This is a genomic window from Flavobacterium sp. B114r, assembly GCF_056824125.1.
Genome location: NZ_CP124858.1, coordinates 2,115,449 through 2,138,405, shown reverse-complemented (window position 1 = coordinate 2,138,405; position 22,957 = coordinate 2,115,449). Strand labels below are relative to the sequence as shown.

Genomic DNA, 22,957 nt, shown 5'->3' with positions numbered 1-22,957 from the left:
ATGAGCACATTTTCAATTTTTTTAGTTTTAATCACAATAGTTTGCTTTCTATTGATCGTAGTAATCATGGTTCAAAATCCTAAAGGTGGCGGATTGTCTTCTACTATTAGTGGAACTCAAATGTTAGGTGGAGTACAAAAAACAACTGACTTTTTAGATAAAAGTACTTGGACACTTGCTACTATTTTGATTGCTTTAATCTTACTTTCGAGCTTAAGCTTTACAGGATCATTAAACGATACAGGATCTAAAATTATTGATAAATCTGAGATTCCTGCGGCTAGTACACCAGCTGCTCCGGCTCAACAAACTCCTGCTCCTGCAACAAAATAATAATTTTGATATAAATATAAAAATGCCAGCCTGTCAAAGCTGGCATTTTTTTTAGGAAATAATGTCAGTTTTACGAGCATGGCATAATTTCTGAAAGTTATTTAAGCATTAAAAAAATATAAACTATTAATAATATAAAATCATGACTTTAAACATTAAACCGCTTTCAGACCGCGTACTTATTGAGCCTGTTGCAGCTGAGACTAAAACTGCGTCAGGGATTTTTATTCCAGATACTGCCAAAGAGAAACCACAAAAAGGAACTGTAGTTGCAGTAGGAAATGGATCTAAAGATCATACTATGACCGTAAAAGTTGGCGATACTGTTCTTTATGGTAAATATGCAGGAACAGAATTAAAACTTGAAGGAACTGATTATTTGATTATGCGTGAAGACGATATCTTAGCGATAATCTAAAAAAACATAGGTCTCAAGAATTAAGTATTAGGGGAAACCTGAAACAAATAGAACATTAAACAAAAAAGAAAATGGCAAAAGATATAAAATTTGATATTGAAGCACGTGACGGATTAAAACGTGGTGTTGATGCATTAGCAAATGCTGTAAAAGTAACTCTTGGACCAAAAGGTCGTAATGTAATTATCGGGAAATCATTTGGTGGACCAACTGTTACTAAAGATGGTGTTTCTGTTGCAAAAGAAATCGAATTAAAAGACCCATTAGAAAACATGGGCGCGCAAATGGTTAAAGAAGTTGCTTCTAAAACTAATGATTTAGCGGGTGACGGAACTACAACTGCTACAGTTTTAGCTCAGGCAATCGTAAAAGAAGGTCTTAAAAACGTTGCTGCAGGTGCAAATCCAATGGATTTGAAACGTGGTATCGATAAAGCTGTTGAAGCTATCGTTGCTGATCTTGCAAAACAAGCTAAAGTAGTTGGAAGTGATTCTGATAAAATCAAACAAATTGCTTCTATCTCTGCAAATAATGACGAAGTGATTGGGGAACTAATCGCTACTGCTTTTGCAAAAGTGGGTAAAGAAGGTGTTATTACTGTTGAAGAAGCTAAAGGAACTGATACTTTCGTAGATGTTGTTGAAGGTATGCAGTTTGACAGAGGATATCTTTCTCCTTACTTCGTAACAAATCCTGAGAAAATGGAAGTTGAATTAGACTCTCCATACATCTTATTATACGACAAAAAAGTATCTTCTCTTAAAGAATTACTACCTGTTTTAGAGCCAGTTGCTCAATCAGGAAAACCATTATTGATTATTGCTGAAGATGTTGACGGAGAAGCTCTTTCTACTCTTGTAGTTAATAAATTAAGAGGTGCTCTTAAAATTGCTGCTGTAAAAGCTCCTGGTTTTGGAGACAGAAGAAAAGCAATGTTAGAAGATATCGCAATCTTAACTGGTGGAACTGTAATTTCTGAAGAAAGAGGTTATACTTTAGAAAATACAACTATCGAAATGTTAGGAACTGCAAAAAGAGTTTCTATCGATAAAGATAACACTACTATTGTAAGTGGTGCTGGTGAAGCTGACATGATCAAAAATCGTGTAAACCAAATTAAAGGTCAAATGGAAGCTACAACTTCTGATTATGACAAAGAAAAATTGCAAGAGCGTTTGGCTAAATTAGCTGGTGGTGTTGCTGTTCTTTATGTTGGTGCTGCATCTGAAGTTGAAATGAAAGAGAAAAAAGACAGAGTTGACGATGCTTTACATGCAACACGTGCTGCTGTTGAAGAAGGTATTGTTGCTGGTGGTGGTGTTGCTTTATTAAGAGCAAAAGCTGCATTAGCTGATATTAAAGCAGATAACGCTGACGAAGCAACGGGAATTCAGATTGTAGCTCGTGCTGTTGAATCTCCATTAAGAACTATTGTTGAAAATGCAGGTCTTGAAGGCTCTGTAGTTGTAGCAAAAGTTGGTGAAGGTTCTGGTGACTTTGGTTACAATGCTAAAACTGACGAATATGTAGACATGCTTAAAGCTGGAATTATCGATCCTAAAAAAGTAACTCGTGTAGCATTAGAAAATGCTGCGTCTGTTGCCGGAATGATCCTTACTACAGAATGTGCATTAATTGATATTAAAGAAGAAAACGGAGGCGGAATGCCAATGGGTGGCGGTATGCCAGGAATGATGTAATCGTTCTAACTTCTTAAACTTTAAACGCCAGATAGAAATTCTATCTGGCGTTTTTTTTGCCACGAATTTTCACGAATTATTTTTCTAATTATGGCGCATAAAAAATTCGTAAAAATTCGTGGCAAACTTTTTTCACATCTCCTGGCAAACTTTTCTTTAGTTTAACATTCTCTTTTTAATTAAAAAATCGTTTATCAGTAAATTTGCAGTTATATAAAATTGCAAAATGAGAAAACTCACCACTCACCTATTATCTTTCACATTCTTACTTCTTACCACTCTTGCACATTCCCAAACCAATAAAGATACTTACGTCGTTCTGGTTTCCATGGATGGATTTCGTTGGGATTATCAGAAACAATTTAATCTCCAGAATCTAAAACAAATTGCAAAAGAAGGTATTCATGCTAAATCAATGCGACCTTCTTATCCAAGTAAAACCTTCCCTAATCATTATTCGATAGTTACAGGTCTTTATCCGGATCATCACGGCATCATTAACAACGTATTTTATGATGCAGCGCTAAACGAATCTTTTGCACTATCTACTAACGCTAAAAATGATTCCAGGTTTTATGGTGGAAATCCAATTTGGAATGTAGCGGAGCAACAAGGGATAAAAACGGCTTCTTTTTTCTGGCCGGGATCTGATACCGATCAAAAAAGACCAACTTACTATAAAAATTACGATGATAAAATCCCATACGAAACCAGAATCGACACGGTTCTAAAATGGTTACAGCTTCCGGAAAAACAACGACCTCATCTTATTACTTTATATTTTGATGAACCCGATCATACCGGACATAATTTTGGACCGCTTTCTCCGGAAAACAAAAAAATGGTAATCAAAATGGATTCGATTATGGGAGAATTATCCCGAAAATTAGATAACCTATCCATCGGGAAACAAATTAATTTAATCATTGTTTCAGATCACGGAATGGCAGCTATCAGCAATGATAAAAAAGTTGTTATTCTGGATTATCTAAAACCGGAATGGCTGAACTACAAAGCCGTTATTAATCCTATTATGAGTCTTCAGGCAAAACCGGGTTATCAGGATTCAATTTATAAAGCTTTAAAGAAAGTCCCTCATATTAAATTCTGGAGATCTGGCGAAGTTCCTAAAAGACTGCATTACGGAAAGAATCCGCGTGTGCATGATTTTGTTATTGAAGCTAAAAAAGGATATAGTTTAGCGAATAGTAAAACTCAAAATATAAAAGGCGGAACGCATGGCTATGATAATAAAGAAAAAGATATGCAGGCCATTTTTTATGCAAAAGGTCCCGCTTTTAAAGTAGATAAAGAAGTTAAAACGTTTCAAAATGTTTCTGTCTATCCTTTAATTGCACACCTTTTAGATCTTAAAATTGATGATGTTGATGGAAAATTTAGCGAAGTAAAGAATATGCTGGTACATTAGAGAATGCGTCAGTTAAAAAATTTTAAAATTGAATTAATATACTTATTTCCTACTATTAGAAATATACGAATAGCCCCAGTTTTAGCTGGAGATATTGAATGAAATGGAAAAGGCTTTAGCCGAACTTTAAAGTTCGGCTAAAGCCTTTTAGAATTTTATTTTTTACTCCAGCTAAAGCTGGAGCCTATTAAAAAAACTTCATTTTTAAGACATCGTAATTAATTATCTAATTGACACATTCTCTAATTAACTAACGACTTTATAGGTAGGATCTTCAATCATATTTACTTTAATAACAGCTTCGGCATTTTTAAGCAATGCGATACAGTCGGGACTTAAATGCTGGAGCTCCACTATCTTATTAAGCTGATTGTATTTCTTTGTTAAACTATTCAGTGCTTCAATTGCTGACATATCAGCAACACGGCTTTCTTTAAAATCGATAATCACATGATCCGGATCGTTTGCAATATCAAATTTTTCTATAAAAGCTGCTGCCGAACCAAAGAAAAGCGGTCCGTAAATTTGGTAATGCTTTACTCCTGCTTCATCAATAAAATGTCGGGCGCGAATTCTTTTAGCACTTTCCCAGGCAAAAACAAGTGCCGAAATAATAACCCCAATTAAAACTGCCAAAGCCAGATTATGCAACACAATAGTAACTATCGCCACTAAAATCCCCACAAAAATATCATGTTTAGGCATCTTGTTGATGATCCTGAAACTTGACCACTCAAAAGTCGTAATTGCAACCATCATCATAACTCCTACTAAAGCCGCCATTGGTAATTTGCCAATTATGGGGGCTCCAAAAAGTACGATTACTAAAATAGTCAAAGAAGCAATTATTCCTGAAAGCCGGGCTCTCGATCCCGCTGAAAGATTTACTAATGTTTGTGCAATCATCGGGCAGCCTCCCATCCCGAAAAAGAAACCATTTAAGACATTAGAACTTCCCTGAGCAATGCATTCTCTATTACTATTTCCTTTTGTTCCCGTAATTTCATCGACAAGATTCAAAGTCAACAAACCTTCTGTCAGACCAACTGCGGCAACAATTACAGAATACGGGAATATAACTTTGAAGGTCTCAAAAGAAATTGGAATATTCGGAATATGAAACGGAGGGAATCCGCCTTGAACAGATGCAATATCTTCGACTGTTTTTGTTTCAATATTAAATACAAGTACAAGGACAAAAACTACCACAATAGCGACCAAAGAAGCCGGAATTGCTTTTGTAAGTTTCGGAAAAAGCAATACGATCCCAATTGTTAGCGCAACTAAACCCAGCATTATATACAAAGGCGTTCCTTGCAACCACGAAGTCTGACCGTTTACAATAGTTTTAAATTGTTCTAATTGCGACATGAAAATAACGACCGCCAATCCGTTTACAAAGCCGAACATAACGGGTTGTGGCACCAATCTTATAAATTTTCCGAGTTTAAAAAGACCTATGCAAATCTGGACTACACCGCCAAGTGCGACGGCTGCAAAAACATATTCTAAACCGTGGGATTTCATTAAGGCAATCAAAACGATAACGGTTGCTCCTGCTCCGCCAGAAATCATTCCGGGTCTTCCGCCAAAAATCGCAGTAACCAAACCTGCAATAAAAGCAGCATATAAACCTGTCAAAGGCGGAAAACCTGCTAAAATAGCAAATGACAATGATTCCGGAATCATCGTCATGGCAACGGTTAAGCCTGCTAAAATTTCGTTTTTGTAATTGACTTTTTGGGAAAAATCAAAGAGTGAAAGTGCTTTTTTCATAAGAGCACAAATTTAAAAAAATAATGCGCACAAACAGAAGAAAGCTTTCTTACTTAAAAAGGAATTTTAGAACTGTTTCAACAACAGTAAAACCAAAGAAATAATAAAATTTATCATATTATAATTATTCTAATTTTATACAAGTATATCCCAGACAATTTACATAGTCTATAATGTTCTTTGGTTCTAGATCTATACCTTCTACGCGTAATATCTTATCACAATCTTCTAAATCAAAATTAATTTTATAATCAGGAAATTGGGTCTGAATAACGGCAATAATGTAATTTGTATCTGCTTCTTTCTGAACATTTGTTTTAAAAACTTCAACCACCATAATTATTTATTTTAATGCTATATCAAATAATAAACGAACTATAGAATTGCGCTAAATCACGAATTCTGATCAAAAAGGATTATAAGAAATTCCAAACCTAAAATATCCCTGAGCATCTTCTTTCTGATCATACACATAATTAGACGTTCGTTCACCCCTTTCTGTTACACGCGTACTCAAAATATTATTGATACCCGCTTTAAATAATCCGTTTATTTTGGATGAAAAACGATATTCATACGTAAAACCGGACTTCAATTCTAATTGATTTAACTCATAAATTCCTTTTAAATCTGGCATTGATATATTTAAGTAAAAACTTTCAGAGTTTAATTCAGTACCTAAGGAAATTCTTCCATTTTCCAACAACCCTCTTCTGAACAGCAAACGCTGTGGAAGAATGAAGTCAATATCCCAATTTGAGTTTTCGAATTTATGATTATAAGTAAAAAGAGGTGTGACTGGTATAATCGACGAAGGATCTAACATGGCCAGAGCACCAATAGTGATTGTAGTATTGGCGGTTCTTTTAAGAACAATATTGGCGGTAACAAAACCTTTAACACGCTGTACATTATCTTCGTTCCCGTCGACTGTTGCCGTTGCATTGTAAATAACCGGTTTCTTAAAAAGCATTGACATATATGTTGCGCTCACTGCTCCGGCAAAATAATGAATTTCCTGATTTGGCCTGGTGTATGGCACTGCCGAATTAACATTATAAATATCTCCAAAACCATACGTTTCATATTTATAACGCAAAGAACCTGTTACAACAAAACGTTTTGATTCGGTTGCATAAAAAGGAACATTAATTGCTACTTTTAGTCGGTTGTGCGTATCGATCCTGCCTCTTTCCGAACGGTTTCCAAAAAGCTTCGAATCAAAATTTGTTGGCCCCAACTGTTCGTATTGCACATCAAAGATTCTCGTGGTCGGAAATTTATCTGTTATCGATTTTACAACCGTTTTCATTGGCGCATCTTTTTCCTGAGCCATTGTTCGTATAGACGCACATATGAATAAAACGTACAAGAATTTTGTTTTCATAAATTGGTGTAAAATTAAATTTGTTTAAAAAAGACTTAAAAACCCAGGCAAAAGTAATTGCCAAGCTTCTATTATAATAGCAAATTTATACAAACGGCGTAACATTTATACCAATGGCGTTTGCATAATTTATGCTTCGCAAAGCTTTACAAACTATAATATTAGACTATTTTTGCCGTTATGAAAATTCTTAAAATTTATCAGAACTTTTTTCTCCGAAACCTCATTGTAAATGCACTTATTTATTTGGTAATTCTGGCTTGTGTTTATGATGAAGTAAAATTAAGCGGACACCACTGGACTTATATTTTCAGTAAAATCGGAGTAGGCTATTTCCCTTCTATTGTTTGGGTAACGTGCTTCAACATCTTTATTATTAAACCCTTTTTATTTCAAAAAAAAATTAAGACCTTTTTTATATTGCTTGTCGTTTATTGGACTGCATTTTATTTTTTCATGAGCTGGCTTTTTCCAGTAGTAGGTCTGGGAGCCTTAAAAACCCTTCAGATTCTTTCTCTTATTATCAATGGAATCTTTTTTTATTTTATTCACGTTGTGATCACCAAAAAAATTACGGAGGCAGATAAGGATATCATGAATTTCAAATCAGAGCTTTCGTTTTTGAAACAGCAATTGAATCCGCATTTTTTACTAAATGCCATGAATAATTTATACGGAGAATCCTTATCTGATCCTGATAAATTACCGGACAGAATCCTGAACCTTTCAGACATGCTGCGCTATCAGATTGAAGCTTCTAAAAAAGATTATGTTTTATTAGAAGAAGAAATTGCGTTTATAAAAAAATACATCGAATATTATACTTTCCAGAACGAACGGCTTGTGGTTACCCAGAATTTTGAAGGCAATTTTGACAATATCGATATTCCGCCTTTGTTCTTTTTGCCTTTGGTAGAAAATGCCGTTAAATTCTCTGCAGAAACTTCTAAACCTTTTATTATTGTAGATGTAAAGGTAAAATGCAATCAATTGTCTTTTACTGTAAAGAATAATTATCTTGATGAGGGTTCCAGACTTTCAAGTACGCGAATTGGAATCGAAAACCTAAAAAGGCGTCTTGAAGTTTATGGATTAAAACATGAACTGAACTGTAAGAAAGAAAAGAATATCTTTATCGTAAAACTAAATATATGGCACTTACCTACCGCTGTCTTATCATAGACGATGAATCTCCGGCACATAAAGCGCTCGCATCGCATATCTCTAAATTTGATGATCTGGAACATTCCGGAAGTGCTTTTAGCGGTATGGAAGCGGTAAAAATGCTCAACGAAAACGCGTACGACATTATCTTTCTGGATATTAATATGCCTGTAATCTCCGGCGTTGAACTGATGGAACTACAACCCAAAAGACCACTTACCATTGTAACAACGGCTTATTCTGATTTCGCTCTTTCGGCGTATCAAAATGATGCGATCGATTATTTGCTTAAACCCATATCGTTTGAAAAATTTTCTAAGGCAATCGAAAAAGCTAAAACTTATTACTCAGGAAAAAACGCAAAAAAGGAAATCAGTACTTGCGAAAAAGTACTTTCGCAACGCATAAATGGCCAAATGACCGACACGCTTTTAAGTGATATTATTTATATCGAAAGCCTGGGCAATTATATGAAGTTATACAACAAAAAACTAAAATCGCCTATGATTATTTATGGTTCGCTGGCAAGTATAAGTAGCGAAATTGACAGTACTGATTTCCTGCAAGTCCATCGTTCTTTTATTGTAAATACCCGCGAAATTAGTTCTGTAACATATAAATCTCTCACAATGTCTAATAATGAAATTATTCCTGTGGGAAGGAAATATCAGATTTTATTGGACAACTTGATAATTAGGTAATGTAAAAAAATCAGATAATTTAAAAAGCTTAATTTTTATTGACTTTTCTGTATTAAAAACAAATTATAAGACGATTATCAATTCTGAAACATCCTATTATCTCGATTAATAACCGGAAATAAACCCGACAGGTTTCAAAAACCTGTCGGGTTTAGAAACAGCAAATTATATAGAATCAATAACTGTCATTAAAAATTAAATCTGCATTAAAAAGGCAGTATTAAAATTCAAAACTTGTTATTTTACTTGCTCATAATTCTTTACTTCTAAAAAAAATGATTATCAAACTAATTTTTCTTACATAAATAATTATATTCGCCAAGCCACAGATCCTTTTAATTAATTGTCGAAAAATGATGCTTTTTAAGTCCCTATTTAAGAAATCAACTTTAGAATGCCCAAGATGTTTAGGTACAACATTTGTAGACTGGGATGATATACACCGTTTACAAAGGGTGTTAAAATGGGCTCCTGGGCCTTGTGCATATTGTTTAGGCACGGGAACAGTTACCAGAGAAATGATTGAAAAAGTTCCTGTAGATTACACTTATCTTACGATAGATTTACCGGAATCTGAAATGGACAAAATAAAAGAAGGTGACGAAGAAATACTGGAAAAAGGAAGAATACACGAGCTTTTTTTAGACAATCTTATAAAATATGTTGAAGATCAATACTTAAAAAACAAAATGGATGCCGAAAGTATTGCCAATCTATACTTAACGACTGAAGACGAAACGGCTTTATTTTCGTTAGAAAGAGAGAATCTAATACAATATATTGAAAAGATAATTGAATTGAAAAAGACTGAACTTAATTAGATTCAAAAAACACACCCTTTTTATCGCGGAAACAGATTTTCGAAAAGCATTACAGCTTCCCGTTTTTCTCCAAAAAAAAATCCCAAAAACACGTATAAATACGCATTGTCAGATTTTTTTTTATTGCTAAAATTGCAGTAAATAATTTTTACTTGAGATTATAATTTTCCTTTCCGGAAAATTATTAAAATGTTGTCATTTTTTTGGAACAATTAAATGAGATTTCTAATCGGTATTAACGATTAAAATCTCATTTTTTTTTTGACTTATCTTAAAACAAAGAATTGACTCTTATAAAACCTTTTACTAAAGCTAGTGCTTTTATACTGCTTACAGGAAATTCTATAGTTTGATGATCTGGGTTTAATGCTACAAATTGCACGTATGATTCACGTTCAGATTGTTTTAAATAACGGGTAAAAAAAGATTCATTGCCGTAATTATTTACATAAATCAAATACATTTCGCCCCAAATAATATTGTTTTGGAGATTAAATATCTTTTTATATAAAGCAATATCTCCGCTCTTTAATAAAGGATGCATACTATCGCCAGTTACATACAATGCTCCGTCGCAATTAGAGGTTTTTGGAACACTTATAAACTCAACAGGCTTTTGATTTTCATTGTCACCAAACAAATAGATAATTCCCGCAGTGGTTTGAATATCATAAAGTGGTAAGTCAGGATTTTCTTCTACTTTATCTAATTTTTTATAAAATCTTCTGTCATTTTCTTCTAAAATATTTAATTTTATCATATATCCGGTCCCGGTTAAAAGCCAATTTAGGTCAATATCCGGGTATCTTTTTATGATATTTTCTAATTTATCCAGTCCAATTGTTTTGTTTTTCTTCAATTGACTGGCAAATGAGCCATTAGACATGCCTATTTCTCTTTCGAAAGCACTCACTCTAATACCCTTATAATCAATATACTACTTGATTCTCTGTAACGTGTTTTCTAACATAAAGCTATTTTTTAGAAAAAATCCTACTTTTTATCTGTTAGTTAGTAAATATCCTACTACATTTACTACTCAATAAGAAACAAACTGAGCAATGGACAAACCTACGATCAGGGTATCATTAAGGCTTTGGCAGAGAAATACAGGATAACTGCTTTTTATGTTCGACAGTGTTTAAGCGGTCATTATAATAGTAGCACAGCAGATAATATAAAACTGGATTACAAATCGTTAGAAAAAAAACTGCAGACGACTTATTTAGTTTTCATAAATAAATAAATCCCAGAATGATTTGCAGTAAAAAACGGTCTTTACCTGAAGCATGGAGATCGCGCCTCGTTTAGGATGTTTTTTAATATAAAAATCTTGCTTTTTTAACTTAAGCAAAAATTACGGCAATAATATATCACAAGCAGTTTTGAATTGTATTCTGAGTTTTTTTATAAATATTTATAGTTAGTAAGTTGGTTAAATTTAAATACAATAATTTTTTTAAGTTCATGTTTTCTTTATTGTTGTATTATAAATGGGGGAGCTACCTACTACTCCCTCATTTTTTATAGAAGTGATACATAATTGCATTGTTTTTTAAACTAACTGATTGCAAATTTGCATTATCAATTTTCATAGCTATTAGAATATTCTTTACTTTAATATTTCTACAATCGTTTTTTATGCAATATTACCCAATCCATCAGGAAATGGTCTGTAAGCATAATAATGCAAAACTTCTTCGATTGCTATCTTTAACGCCTCGTTTATAGGGAGCAGAATAACTCCCATTCTGAGATCAATTTGTGCCAGTTGCATGTAATAATTGGTAAAAATAGGAACGTTTATTCCATTATTAATTGCTTCTTCGGCCTTCTCAAAGTTTTCTTGTTGCTGTTCTTTTATGATTCTGCAGGTAGCCAGTCTTAGTTTTCCGTATTTATCAGTATTGGCAGCATAACCAAAAAGTCGGCATATTAATCCGCGATAGCGATAATTACTGCAGCTCCCTTTATGTTCTAATACTGAAAGCGGACGATATATAAGGCAATTGTTTGAAGTCGTATTGTTTAATAATACTAAGGTTTCTTCGGCTTTTCCATTTAAAAATAAATGAAATGCCCACGGCAAAAATTCCAAAGGCGAAGCATCAATATTTGGTGTCGTACAGCATTTACCGCAACCTGCGTTACAATACAAATGTGTCTCTGACTGGAAAGCAGTAATTTCAATTTCCAGGCGGTCAAATAATTCTTCAACCTGCCTAACTTTATCTTCTATTGCCATCTTTTTTGTGTAAGGTAGGCTAATAGAAATGACTCTGGCCAGAAGTGCGATTTAATTGGGAAAAATAAAACAAAATCCAAATTACAAAGTATAAACTTCGAGCCTTTACTTATGGTAATTTCATCATTTAAAAACAGTTACATTACAATCCTTTGATTTTTTTGGATATAAAAGCAAGGGCATTAGTAGACCATAAAGCGAGAAAAAACAGTACGGGCTGAAAAAACAATCGCATTAAACGGGCTTGATCTGTGTCGAGTCCAAAAGCATCTGTACCATTTAAGTATTGAGCGATATTTCCCGGAAAAACCAATACGTAAAATAGTGCCAGCGCGATTCCTGCGTGTACTTTATACTTTGTTAGAAATATCATACTCAGACCTAATATAATCTCAACGATTCCGGAGAGTATGACAACGAGGTCTTTATTAACAGGAACCCAATTAGGGACTTGTGCCTGAAAATCGGTTCTTTGAAAAGTAAAATGACCAATGGCGGCCGTTATCATGAAGATTCCCAAAAGTATCCTGAAAAAATTCTGAGCTTTAGATGTTTTTATATTTTCCATATCAAATATTTATTGCTTAAGTTTTGTTTCTCTTAAAAAGTGATCTTCTCAAATTTACAACAATATAAAGTACACTTTTTTTCAAAGTTTTTATATCATTGTTGTTTAATATCCATGTGATTAACCTCATTGAGCTTCTCAATAAAATAACTAATTTTTAATTCAAAATCAGTTCAAAAATCAAATTTCCTATAGTACTTTTGCGTTCTCTGAATAGCCCAAAATTAAAGCCCAAAAATCTGTATGACACGAGAACATTATATTCCCTTTAACAAGGAATTCTTACTCGAACAACAAATTACCTCTTTCTCTGAAGATCAAAAAAAGGTCGACGATTTCAAGAAATTATTTGATATTATCGAACATTATTTTCATTATGAAGCTTTTAATCTCAACCGAAATCTAAAACAACATTACGCCTTATTCGATCCGGATTTAAGCCTTAAGGAACGTGAAGAATTTTTAGGCAAAAGTGATTTTAATATTTTCAAAGAAACACTTCTTAAGGTTTTAGAACAGGGAAATTATCGTCGTATTGATGAGGAAACTTTAAAGAAAGCTTTTGAAGATTCAGATTTAATTGGCTTGAATCTTTCTATAGATTTTAATGCTTTTAAAGATTATGAACTCTACGTTCGGGGTCATCATAAAGCGAAGGAAAAAGTTAAGAAGTTTATTTTCTGGAAAAAAGAAATTGAGATCGACTATTATGATCGTGTCCTGATTTACCTGAACTATAATGAGAAAGATTATCTAAGTGAGAACAAGGTAAAATTAGGCAAAATGCCTATTGATCCAGGAACTATTGCTTTAAAAATCTTTAAACGTGTTCCTAAAAACGACATCGAAACAATTTTTCCAAATGCAATACCGAGAATGTCTGCCAAAGACAAATTATTCTTTTGGGTTCCTGGTATTGGCGGCGGAATCTCATTATTAAGTACGACTGTAATTCCGGCTTTGATTGGCATGTATGCGGCATATCAATCTGGCGAGGCAATTGATTTATTAAATAGTAAAGCCTCTCTTAATCAAGGCTTAATTGCGTTGGGAATATTGTCGCTGTACTTGTTTCGCCAATACAGTAATTTTGTCAACAAGAAGATCAAATATTCTAAAATACTCTCGGATAGTCTTTATTTTAAGAATCTGGGAAACAACAGCGGCGCCTTTTATTCGCTATTAAACTCATCTGAAGAAGAAGTGCTTAAGGAAACTGTTTTGGCTTATACTTTTTTATACAGAAGCAACAAACCTTTGACTGCTGACGAACTTGATGAGCAGATTGAAAACTGGTTTCTAACTCAATTAAAAACGGATCTTGACTTTAACGTAAAAGACTCTTTACTGAAACTAAAGAGCATTGGTCTTGGTGTAGAAACCAACGGAAAATGGGAAGTTATTGCTTTAGACAAAGCGCTGATCACGATTGATGAATTGTGGGATAATGTTTTTGAGTATAACCAGAAGTAGGTTTATAACATTCTTTAAGCTTAATGATTATGAATGAACAACAAAATATTTTTTTTTATTTCTAATTTATTCTAAATTCACTTCAAATTTACAAACCTTATGAAGTCATTATTGAGCCTTTTTTTCTTGGTCTTTTTTTCTGTTCTTTCTTCTGCACAAAATAATAAAGCTAATAAATTAGACTTAATTATTTTAGAGAATCACTATACTCTCAAACAATATGACAGTATTGTAAATAATGAATTTAAAAAAGGGAAAATCCCTGTACTTTATTATAGCGCAAGCTGGTGTGGCCCATGTGTGAAATTTAAAAAAATGATTAAAGAAAATAACCTGTTTAAAACGAAATTAAAAAATTTTACTTTTATTCAGGCAGATGTCTCTTCTCTTTCTAACTGTGAAAAAGATACCATAAAACTAGGTGATATTTTAGGTTGCAGAGACTGGCAGAATTTTGTACCGCGTTTCTCAAAAATAGGTAAAAAAGGCGAAGATTTGAATTTTATAATGGGGTCTTCCTGGTTCATGGAACAACCTTATAGAATTGATGATTTTATAAAAATGGTGATGACGCCAAGAAGAGAAAGATTTATTTTTGAAAGCCTGAAAAAGTAATAAAAATAAACAGCTGGCGAGCTTAATCAAACTAAATCCGGATCAAGCCAAAACTTGATAACCTTTAATTTTCGTTAACGTTCTATTATCAGTCTTTTTACTTATTAAAAGACAAACGAAAACACACAAATAATAGTTTTATTTGTGTGTTTTTTATTATGCTTCAAAAATTTTCAATTCAATTTAGTTTTTTATCTGCTATCGATCAACCAAAAAGAAATTTCATTAGATTTACGTAACTAACCTTAAAACCAAAAAGATGAGAACATTAGAGCAATGGTTTGCAGAATATGCCGTAAGTCATCAAAACCCAAAAAATAAGGCCATACATTATGTATGTGTTCCGGCAATTTACTTTTCTATAGTGGGATTATTAATGAGTATCCCGAGTGGTATTATTGCCAATACATTAAAATTAAATGCGCCTGTTATGGAAAATTGGGCCGTCGTAGTACTCATTTTTGTACTCATTTTTTATATTCGGTTATCTGTTTCTATGGCTATTAAAATTGCTGTTTTATCAGCTATTTGTCTTGTGGTAAATTATTATATCGGGCAAATTGTACCTTTATGGATCTTCTCTATTGGTATTTTTATAATCGCATGGATCGGACAATTCTACGGACATAATATTGAGGGCAAAAAACCTTCTTTCTTAAAAGATCTCCAGTTTCTGATGATTGGTCCGGCTTGGGTTGTTGAAAATTTATTTTCGAAGAAATAAAAAAAACACCCGTAAATTTATAAAAAGACAAACACACTATAAAACCCTGAATCTATTTAATTAACCAAACTTACTTTAAGCCGTATGGGAATGATTGCCAATTTACTTCGTGTTACACCTACTGAACTAAAAACTTATTTAAACGACAGTACTCTTCTTGAAGAAAGGATTTATAGTCCTGATGCCGACAAAGATTTTAACCTGAAAGATATAGACAAAGCATGGGATGCTATTATTTTTTTATTAACAGGTGATAATATTCAAAATGCCAATAATCCGCTTGTTCAGGTTCTCTTTAGCGGGCAAATTATAGATGAAGGACAGGATTTGGGTTATGGTCCCGGTCATTACCTAACACCTAAACAGGTAAAAGAACTTAACAGTAAAATCTCAGTTTTTACAACCGAAGAGCTGAAACAAAGATATAATCCGGAAAAGATGACTGAAATTGATGTTTATCCTTCTATTTGGGATTCTGAAACGTTTGAATATGTTGATTTTTATTTTAAACGCTTACAGCACGTTTATGCTGAGGCGGAGAAAAACGGACAGGCTATTATAACTTTTTTGAGTTAAACAATTACGCCTTACTTTTATTAAGCGTTATTAAACAGCATAAAATATGAAGACAGGGGCAGATAATGAGATTGAGATTGAAAACTACGATATTTTTACCTACAGAAGAATCAGACGTGCCATTGGTTATCTGGGTATAAGTCTTCCGATACTTTTAGTGGTGTTTTCTCTGGTTCCTTTTTTTCAAACTCCACTTCAGTTTTCTATTAGCCATTATTACTATACTAATTTGCGGGAAATTTTTACCGGAACTTTGTGTGCCGTTGGCTTATTTCTGATTCGGTACAAAGGTTTCGGAAATGCTTCGATCCTGAAGAACGACAATTTATTAACCAATATAGCAGGAATTATGGCTTTGGGTGTGGCTTTGTTTCCCACAAATCCAGATGATTTCAAGGCCAAAATTTATACTTTAATTCCATATCCTGAAAAATGGCTTGGCTGGCTTCATTATGGTTTTGCTGCTCTTTTGTTTTTAATATTGGCTTTATTGGCAATTAATGTTTTTACTATTGGGCAGGAAAATGAAACAAAAACTCCTAAAAGTATCCTGAACGAAAACAATATTTACAGGGTTTGCGATTATTCGATTATAGTATGCATCATAATGATCCCAACTTTCGAAATATTAAAATTGTTTCCTTATTCGACTTTGATTTTTGAGGCGCTTTCTCTTTTTGCTTTTGGAATTGCATGGCTAATAAAAGGTCGCGCTTTGGGGGATAAAGGGGTAATTGGTCAAAAATTGTATCAGGAAAATAATCCGGGATGATACCTGCACAATTCCTAAACTGGACTATTGCTTATACTTAAAACTGGATCACGCTCACGTTTTGAGCAACTCTTAGTTTTGCAGAATGAAAGAGTTAATAATTTCGAATTTAAAAGAGGTTCACAATCGCATTAAAAATGCCTGTGAACTTTCCGGCAGAAATGTGTCTGATATACAATTGCTGTTAGCCACTAAAACTGTTCCTTTCGAAAAAATAAGAATTGCGATTGAAGCGGGGGAAACTTTAATTGGCGAAAACAAAATGCAGGAATTACGGGATAAAGATTTCGGATTAAAAGAATTAAATACAGAACGTCATTTTATTGGCCATTTGCAAACTAATAAAATAAAAGATGTCCTGAAATATGTTTCATGTATTCAGTCTTTAGACCGGTTAAATCTTGCGCAGGAACTAGACAGGCAATTGCAAAAAGAAAACAGGAACCTCGATGTTTTTATTCAGGTCAATACTTCTTTTGAGGAAAGTAAATTTGGACTTCGTCCTGATGAAGTAATTTCTTTCATAAGGGAAGTAAAAAAATACGAAACTTTGAATATTAAAGGGTTGATGACAATTGGTTTATTAGATGTTGAAAAAGAAAAAATGCAGCCATCCCTACGTTTATTACGACAAATAAGGGATGAGATTTATGCCGAAGGAATTGAAAACATGCAACCATTAAAGCTTTCTATGGGAATGTCTCAGGATTTAGAACTGGCAATTGCCGAAGGTTCAGACATGGTCAGGATTGGTTCGTCGGTTTTTGGAAACCGATTTTTTAGGAAAAGAAATATGGAATGAGAATATTGCAGAATAAACTTTAATTTTGCATCAAATAAAACTGAAATGAATCTATACGAGCTGACTGTAAACGATACCGAAAAAATAGCATTAGATGACTTACTTTTTAGTGACGAGAACAAAGCTGCGTTGCTGCAAACTATTAAGGAGCACGAATACATTGAGGAATTAAAAAAATACAATCTTAAAGTAGACAATAAAATATTACTTCATGGTCACTCTGGCTGCGGTAAAACGACGACGGCAAAAGCTATTGCTGCTGCTTTGAACAAGAATATCGTAATCATGAATCTGAGTACTTTAATTAACGCGCGAATTGGCGAAACATCAAAAAATGTAAAAGCTATATTCGAAAAGGCTATCAGAGAAAAGGCTGTATTATTTTTAGATGAATTTGACCAGATCGGAAAAAGCCGTGACAGCGACGATAAGGATGTGGGAGAAATGAGACGCCTTGTTAATACGATCATTCAATTGATAGATTATTTCCCGTCTGATAGTTTGCTTATTTGTGCAACAAACCATTATCATTCTATTGATACTGCTTTATTGCGACGATTTCAGATACGTTTACAATTTGAAATGCCTGACGAAGGTGAACTGGATCTTTATTATGATAAAGTACTGGCTGGTTTTCCTGAGCATTTACAGGATATCCTGCGCAAATACAATATTTCTTATGCTGAAGCTAAAGATTATATTCATACTACAATGAAAAAACAAATTATTGCTGAACTGGACCTTCAGAAACTTTTACAGCAATAATTATAAATTCATTCCGGATACTCTTTTTTTCTTTGTCTGCGGTTGGGTCGCTGCATTCCGGATCTTATAAAACCGGGTACAAAACAAACTAATAGATGCTCACGTTTCCAATTGTAACATTTCAGGAAAAAAAACATGGAGACAAACAAAAAAATCGCTGCTCCCACCGCCACCTGAACGGGATATAAAAGTATATTTTCCTGAGGAATAATCATGGGAACAAGGGCAATGGCACAAGCTGGAGCAAATGGTTTCCTGACAATTTCAAAAAGAGAAAAAAGGCTGACAAATAATAATAGTACCGTATATACCAGAGGCAGACGTAATATTGTATGGACATAATACTGAAAAAATGTTCCTAAAATGGCAGCAATTATAACGACCATATAAACTTGTAATGGACGATTGCGAAACCCTGACGATGACGAACTAAATTCTATAAACATAACGATCAATGGCGGCACAATAAATAATAATCTCCCTGTATATGCCGGAATTGCAGCTATGAGGATTAACCAAAAAAATAATCTGGCCCAATGCTTTATACTATGTTTGTAATATCCCTTTTTTTTATCAAAAGCAATAACCTGGCGCAATGCATTTTTCTCCAGAAGCCACTGTCCGGAAACAACTAAAAGGCTCATCACAAAAACAGAAGCAGGATAAACAAATGAATCTGTTCCTAATAAAACCGGCAACATCGCAGCTGACGTTATGGGAATTAATGTGGTACGTGTCAAAATAAGACAAAGCGAAGTAAATGCAAATGAAATTGCAATATTGATTAAAACAGGAAACGAAGAATAACGAACCAGTAAAACTCCAAAAAAAGCACAAACTGTCATCAACACGACAAGCATTGATCTGCTCACTCTCCATATTTTTTTATCAATAACCCACAGACCTAGTACTAATGCGGCCATTTCAGGAAACAGTATTTCTTTCTGGCCAAACCATTCTGATGCACCAACCATTGAACCAATTATAAGCAGGGCAAAAAAATATCGGATTAATTTGATTTTATTCACTTTTAAAACTTTGTATTTTGACTTTGATACATTTTTCTTCGCTTTTCAGCCTTTTTGTTTCAATATTTCAAGAGCTTTTTAGCACAGTCAGAAGCGACAATTAAACCTCCTGCCATCATAATAATATCTTTTATAACCAATCTTCCGGCACCTGAAAGATAAGGAAAACCAAAATTTGGTGTTGTTATATCTCCACCTAAATTGGGAACCCAGACTTCAGGAGTAGTAATTAGAAAAGTAAGCGTAACTATTGCCATTCCCGCTGTGAGTAATCCGCCAAGAAGTCCTAAACGATTATTAAATATACCCAAAAAAGTAAGCAATCCAATCCCTATAATTACCGTTCCTAACACATATGAAAAAGTATAAGTTCCGTTTTGTTTATTCCATTCAATGTTCTTCAGCACTACTTCACCTTCTTTATTTTTATGGTCTTTATATTCATTTGAATTATTACTATAAAAGAAACTCATTAAAGGACTATTTGCTACAAAAGGAACGATTCCGTCTGCTTCATATTGAAAGAACTTAAGCCCGCCAATCCATACCATTACGATACAAATGGCGATTCGCATTAAATTAAAAAATTGACTTTGTAATTTTGCTAACGTTTCTAAGATACTCATCTTCTTGTTGTTTTAATATTTACAACAAAATTACTTGCATCTGCTTCTGGTTACAATGGACAAATAGGGATATTATCTGGACAAATCTGCTACAATAGATATCCCAACATTTTCACGAAAAGCTGTAGGGGTAATTTTTGTATGCTTTTTAAAATATCGGCTGAAATAATTCTCATCATCAAAATTTAATTCAGCAGCTATTTCTTTCATACTCTTGTAGCTAAGATGAATCATTTTTTTAGATTCAAGTATAACCCTTTCATGAATTAATTCAGATGGTGTTTTCAGAAAATGCTGTTTGCATAATTTCGAAAAATTATTGGGCGAAATCCCCATTTGAGCAGCGTAAAAAGAAGGCTGTCTTTCTTTATAAAAATTATTTTCAAGTAAGGTTTTAAATTTCATTAACGGATGATGTATATTCTTCTCCTCTTCAATAACAAGATCTTTTGACTTAATTTTGCTGCATAATGCAAGAATCAATTGCAGATAAGCTTTTACTACAGATTTAGAATAAGTATCCGCATTTTCTATTTCAACAATCAGTTTTCCTAAAATATAATCCAGTTCTATATAATCTTCCGGTTCAAGATTTATATAAGGCTGCTGGTATATATTATTAAATAAAAGACCATTGCAAGCCACTTCTTTTTTATGGTATTCTATGCAATAAAAGTCACCATGAAACTGAAGTCTTCTTGTTGTAATTGGCTTTTCTGTACTAAAATAAATAATTTGATATGGACTCGTAAATAGGGCTATTTTACCTTCAAAAACATATTCTGTCAGATCTACACTTATTTTTCCACTTCCTTCCAAAAGAAAAATATTATACATAGGCGAACCTCCACATTGATTGATATAACCTGTGGTGCATTCCTGAATCGTACAGTCTTCTTGATTTGTTTGTTCTTCTTTCATTCGTAATTTTAACTTAAACGCTATTCTTCGTTTTCAATACACAGTTGCGCAAGCTTAACAAATATTGCATAAAAACTATTACAGATTTCTACACCGAAACCATTGCTTCTTTATAATAAAAATTAGTTTTAAATTAGCAATACATCAAATGTCGTAAAAATGTCGTGAGATAACCGTTATCGAATTATTCTTTTTAAAATAATTTTGAGATACAATAGATCAAAACAATATAATTTGATTGGAACATTTAAAATCCTATAAATGTAATTTTAGAATCTCTTGTTAGTAAAAAAAATGATCTGCAACTTGTATCAATAAAACTAGTTGCCTGGTAAAAATAGTTATATATTAGTCTTAAAAAAACAAAAACAGTTCCTTAAATCTTTCCAATTGATCTGATAAAAGCTATTTTACGGCAGATAGAAGTGAGTTATGCTCTTTAGTAAAACTGATACCGAAATGAAAATTCCAACCCTACACGGATATATCGAAAGAAGAATTTTAATCAACTTTACAGCTGACCCAAAATCTGTAGAAAAGATAATTCCGTTTCCTTATAGACCAAAAATATACAAAGACAAAGCCATAGTTGGAATTTGCCTAATAAGACTAAAAAACATAAAACCAAAAGGATTTCCTAACTTTATTGGAGTAAACTCAGAAAACGGCGCTCATCGTATTGCTGTTGAATGGGACGAAAATGGTGAGATAAAATCAGGCGTTTATATTCCGCGAAGAGATACTTCGTTAAAGTTAAACACACTTGTTGGCGGAAGAATATTTCCGGGCAAACATTATCATGCAAAATTTAATGTGGTCGAAAAAAACGGAAATTATCATATTAATTTTAAGAGCTCAGATAATACTGAAATATTGATTGATGCCACAGAAACAAAATTATTTAGTGATAAATCAATTTTTGAAACATTAAGTAATGCTTCCACATTTTTTGAAAATGGCGACCTTGGATATTCGCCCAATAAAGACAAATTTGATGGATTAAGATTGAAAGCATATAACTGGGAAGTCAGACCTCTTGACGTAATGAAAGTAAAATCCAGCTTTTTTGAAAATGAAGAAATTTTTCCAAAAGGATCTGTAACTTTTGATAACGCATTACTAATGACAAACATTGAACACGAATGGAAAAGTGAAAGTGATAGATAAGAGTGAAGAAACTCAGAACTACTATTCTTTATACAAACACAATTTACCAAACAATTAAAAAAAAAGACATAAAAAAACCTATTTCATCTCGAAATAGGTTTTTTCTTTTGTGACCACGGAGGGGTTCGAACCCCCAACCCTCAGAGCCGAAATCTGATATTCTATCCAGTTGAACTACGTGGTCAAAAAAATAAATTTTCAATCTTTTAAATTCCAAATACCCACTTTACAATTGGAATTTGGAATTTATATTTTGGACTTTAAACTAGTAACTTCTTAACAATAGTAGAAATTGTTTTTCCTTCAGCAGTTCCGCCTAGTTGAGCAGACGCTAATCCCATAACTTTTCCCATTGATCCAATTCCAGACGCACCTGTTTCTGCAATAATTTTTGCAATTACAGCTTCTACTTCTGCTTCGCTTAATTGTGCAGGAAGAAATTTCTCGATTACAGCAATTTGCGCTAATTCTGGCTCAGCCAAATCAGGACGATTTTGTTCTGTAAAAATTCTTGCACTTTCTTTACGGGTTTTAACTAGTCTTTGAAGTAATTTAACTTCATCGTCTTCTGTTAATTCTTCTTTAGAACCTGAAGCTGTAGCAGCTAATAACATTTCAGATTTAATTGCTCTTAATGCTTCTAATGCTACTGTATCTTTTGCTCTCATGGCGGTTTTAATGTCGTCCATGATTAATGTTTGTAAACTCATCTTATTTTTTATTTAAATAGGTAAAACCTATAATTGACATGAATAATTGAAATCGTGCTCTTGACTTATAGTAAAACACCAATCATTTGTCAGGCTGAGCGAAGTCGAAGCCATTTTAGGTAATTAACCTTCGACTTCGCTCAGGGTGACAATATTTCTTAAATATAAATACTTTTAAAGTCAAATTTTAAATTCTGTGCGAAGATAAAAAAAATAACCCGAAAATTAAATCCAAT

The 22,957-nt window shown here is 33.2% G+C and carries 24 protein-coding genes, 1 tRNA gene and 1 pseudogene; 15 read left to right on the top strand and 11 right to left on the bottom strand.

Features of this window, described 5'->3' with window-relative positions; genetic code table 11:
* From secG to QLQ94_RS09375, 4 genes are all read left to right on the top strand, one after another.
* Entirely contained in the window at window positions 1-333 is a 333-nt protein-coding gene (gene secG, locus QLQ94_RS09390) for a preprotein translocase subunit SecG (protein WP_271337615.1), read from the top strand.
* Window positions 334-475: 142 nt separating this feature from the next.
* On the top strand, window positions 476-751 hold the full coding sequence (locus QLQ94_RS09385; RefSeq protein ID WP_007806577.1) for a co-chaperone GroES: 276 nt from the start codon (window positions 476-478) through the stop codon (window positions 749-751).
* 71 nt (window positions 752-822) lie between these two features.
* A complete protein-coding gene (gene groL, locus QLQ94_RS09380) occupies window positions 823-2,451 on the top strand; it encodes a chaperonin GroEL (protein ID WP_271337614.1) in 1,629 nt (542 codons plus the stop codon).
* A 226-nt stretch (window positions 2,452-2,677) separates the two neighbouring features.
* Window positions 2,678-3,880 carry an alkaline phosphatase family protein gene (locus QLQ94_RS09375; RefSeq protein WP_482499573.1) on the top strand — a complete coding sequence of 401 codons (1,203 nt, stop codon included), beginning with the start codon at window positions 2,678-2,680 and terminating at the stop codon, window positions 3,878-3,880.
* Window positions 3,881-4,126: 246 nt separating this feature from the next.
* Here QLQ94_RS09375 and QLQ94_RS09370 read toward each other — a convergent pair whose 3' ends face one another.
* From QLQ94_RS09370 to QLQ94_RS09360, 3 genes are all read right to left on the bottom strand, one after another.
* Window positions 4,127-5,656: a SulP family inorganic anion transporter gene (locus tag QLQ94_RS09370; protein ID WP_271336490.1), complete on the bottom strand. Its 1,530-nt coding sequence runs from the start codon at window positions 5,654-5,656 to the stop codon at window positions 4,127-4,129.
* Window positions 5,657-5,780: 124 nt separating this feature from the next.
* Entirely contained in the window at window positions 5,781-5,993 is a 213-nt protein-coding gene (locus tag QLQ94_RS09365) for a hypothetical protein (RefSeq protein ID WP_271336491.1), read from the bottom strand.
* 69 nt (window positions 5,994-6,062) lie between these two features.
* Window positions 6,063-7,043, bottom strand: coding sequence for a hypothetical protein (locus QLQ94_RS09360; RefSeq protein ID WP_482499571.1), 981 nt, complete (start codon window positions 7,041-7,043; stop codon window positions 6,063-6,065).
* Window positions 7,044-7,223: 180 nt separating this feature from the next.
* On the opposite strand from QLQ94_RS09360, the gene QLQ94_RS09355 reads away from it, so the two are divergent.
* The 3 genes from QLQ94_RS09355 (at window position 7,224) to QLQ94_RS09345 (ending at window position 9,729) form a co-directional block, all read left to right on the top strand.
* A complete protein-coding gene (locus tag QLQ94_RS09355; RefSeq protein ID WP_482499570.1) occupies window positions 7,224-8,225 on the top strand; it encodes a sensor histidine kinase in 1,002 nt (333 codons plus the stop codon).
* Window positions 8,195-8,908: a LytR/AlgR family response regulator transcription factor gene (locus QLQ94_RS09350; protein ID WP_271336494.1), complete on the top strand. Its 714-nt coding sequence runs from the start codon at window positions 8,195-8,197 to the stop codon at window positions 8,906-8,908. Before QLQ94_RS09355 ends, QLQ94_RS09350 begins: the two co-directional genes overlap by 31 nt.
* Window positions 8,909-9,261: 353 nt before the next feature.
* Window positions 9,262-9,729 (top strand): hypothetical protein, encoded by a 468-nt coding sequence (locus QLQ94_RS09345; RefSeq protein WP_271336495.1) that lies wholly within the window; start codon window positions 9,262-9,264, stop codon window positions 9,727-9,729.
* A gap of 271 nt (window positions 9,730-10,000) precedes the next feature.
* On the opposite strand, the gene QLQ94_RS09340 is transcribed toward QLQ94_RS09345, so the two are convergent.
* The 3 genes from QLQ94_RS09340 to QLQ94_RS09330 all read right to left on the bottom strand — a co-directional run bounded on the left by QLQ94_RS09340 (window position 10,001) and on the right by QLQ94_RS09330 (window position 12,542).
* Entirely contained in the window at window positions 10,001-10,642 is a 642-nt protein-coding gene (locus QLQ94_RS09340; protein WP_271336496.1) for a S24 family peptidase, read from the bottom strand.
* A 726-nt stretch (window positions 10,643-11,368) separates the two neighbouring features.
* The gene (locus tag QLQ94_RS09335; RefSeq protein ID WP_271336497.1) at window positions 11,369-11,974 is read right to left on the bottom strand and encodes a YkgJ family cysteine cluster protein; all 606 of its coding nucleotides are present in this window, start codon (window positions 11,972-11,974) and stop codon (window positions 11,369-11,371) included.
* Window positions 11,975-12,116: 142 nt separating this feature from the next.
* Entirely contained in the window at window positions 12,117-12,542 is a 426-nt protein-coding gene (locus QLQ94_RS09330; protein WP_271336498.1) for a DoxX family protein, read from the bottom strand.
* Window positions 12,543-12,785: 243 nt separating this feature from the next.
* On the opposite strand from QLQ94_RS09330, the gene QLQ94_RS09325 reads away from it, so the two are divergent.
* The 7 genes and pseudogenes from QLQ94_RS09325 to QLQ94_RS09295 all read left to right on the top strand — a co-directional run bounded on the left by QLQ94_RS09325 (window position 12,786) and on the right by QLQ94_RS09295 (window position 18,269).
* Window positions 12,786-14,015 carry a TMEM143 family protein gene (locus QLQ94_RS09325; RefSeq protein WP_271336499.1) on the top strand — a complete coding sequence of 410 codons (1,230 nt, stop codon included), beginning with the start codon at window positions 12,786-12,788 and terminating at the stop codon, window positions 14,013-14,015.
* 99 nt (window positions 14,016-14,114) lie between these two features.
* Window positions 14,115-14,630 (top strand): thioredoxin domain-containing protein, encoded by a 516-nt coding sequence (locus QLQ94_RS09320; protein ID WP_271336500.1) that lies wholly within the window; start codon window positions 14,115-14,117, stop codon window positions 14,628-14,630.
* A gap of 259 nt (window positions 14,631-14,889) precedes the next feature.
* On the top strand, window positions 14,890-15,354 hold the full coding sequence (locus tag QLQ94_RS09315) for an Mpo1 family 2-hydroxy fatty acid dioxygenase (RefSeq protein ID WP_482499569.1): 465 nt from the start codon (window positions 14,890-14,892) through the stop codon (window positions 15,352-15,354).
* 84 nt (window positions 15,355-15,438) lie between these two features.
* Window positions 15,439-15,930: a YfbM family protein gene (locus tag QLQ94_RS09310; protein WP_482499568.1), complete on the top strand. Its 492-nt coding sequence runs from the start codon at window positions 15,439-15,441 to the stop codon at window positions 15,928-15,930.
* 46 nt (window positions 15,931-15,976) lie between these two features.
* On the top strand, window positions 15,977-16,702 hold the full coding sequence (locus tag QLQ94_RS09305) for a hypothetical protein (RefSeq protein ID WP_482499567.1): 726 nt from the start codon (window positions 15,977-15,979) through the stop codon (window positions 16,700-16,702).
* 85 nt (window positions 16,703-16,787) lie between these two features.
* Window positions 16,788-17,520: pseudogene (locus QLQ94_RS09300) on the top strand (YggS family pyridoxal phosphate-dependent enzyme).
* Window positions 17,521-17,549: 29 nt separating this feature from the next.
* Window positions 17,550-18,269, top strand: a complete 720-nt coding sequence (locus tag QLQ94_RS09295) for an AAA family ATPase (protein WP_271336505.1) — start codon at window positions 17,550-17,552, stop codon at window positions 18,267-18,269.
* 8 nt (window positions 18,270-18,277) lie between these two features.
* Here the strand turns inward: QLQ94_RS09295 and QLQ94_RS09290 are convergent, their stop codons facing one another.
* The 3 genes from QLQ94_RS09290 to QLQ94_RS09280 all read right to left on the bottom strand — a co-directional run bounded on the left by QLQ94_RS09290 (window position 18,278) and on the right by QLQ94_RS09280 (window position 20,844).
* Window positions 18,278-19,297, bottom strand: coding sequence for a hypothetical protein (locus QLQ94_RS09290; protein WP_271336506.1), 1,020 nt, complete (start codon window positions 19,295-19,297; stop codon window positions 18,278-18,280).
* Between the two features lie 59 nt (window positions 19,298-19,356).
* Complete coding sequence (locus tag QLQ94_RS09285) at window positions 19,357-19,923, bottom strand: DUF417 family protein (protein ID WP_271336507.1); 567 nt, start codon at window positions 19,921-19,923, stop codon at window positions 19,357-19,359.
* Window positions 19,924-19,995: 72 nt separating this feature from the next.
* Window positions 19,996-20,844 (bottom strand): helix-turn-helix domain-containing protein, encoded by an 849-nt coding sequence (locus QLQ94_RS09280; RefSeq protein ID WP_482499565.1) that lies wholly within the window; start codon window positions 20,842-20,844, stop codon window positions 19,996-19,998.
* 459 nt (window positions 20,845-21,303) lie between these two features.
* Here QLQ94_RS09280 and QLQ94_RS09275 point away from each other — a divergent pair, with 459 nt between their 5' ends.
* The gene (locus tag QLQ94_RS09275) at window positions 21,304-22,011 is read left to right on the top strand and encodes a DUF2071 domain-containing protein (protein ID WP_427402589.1); all 708 of its coding nucleotides are present in this window, start codon (window positions 21,304-21,306) and stop codon (window positions 22,009-22,011) included.
* Between the two features lie 110 nt (window positions 22,012-22,121).
* Here the strand turns inward: QLQ94_RS09275 and QLQ94_RS09270 are convergent.
* Window positions 22,122-22,195, bottom strand: a tRNA-Arg gene (locus tag QLQ94_RS09270).
* Window positions 22,196-22,271: 76 nt separating this feature from the next.
* Window positions 22,272-22,721 carry a GatB/YqeY domain-containing protein gene (locus QLQ94_RS09265; protein ID WP_271336510.1) on the bottom strand — a complete coding sequence of 150 codons (450 nt, stop codon included), beginning with the start codon at window positions 22,719-22,721 and terminating at the stop codon, window positions 22,272-22,274.
* Between the last annotated feature and the right edge of the window lie 236 nt (window positions 22,722-22,957).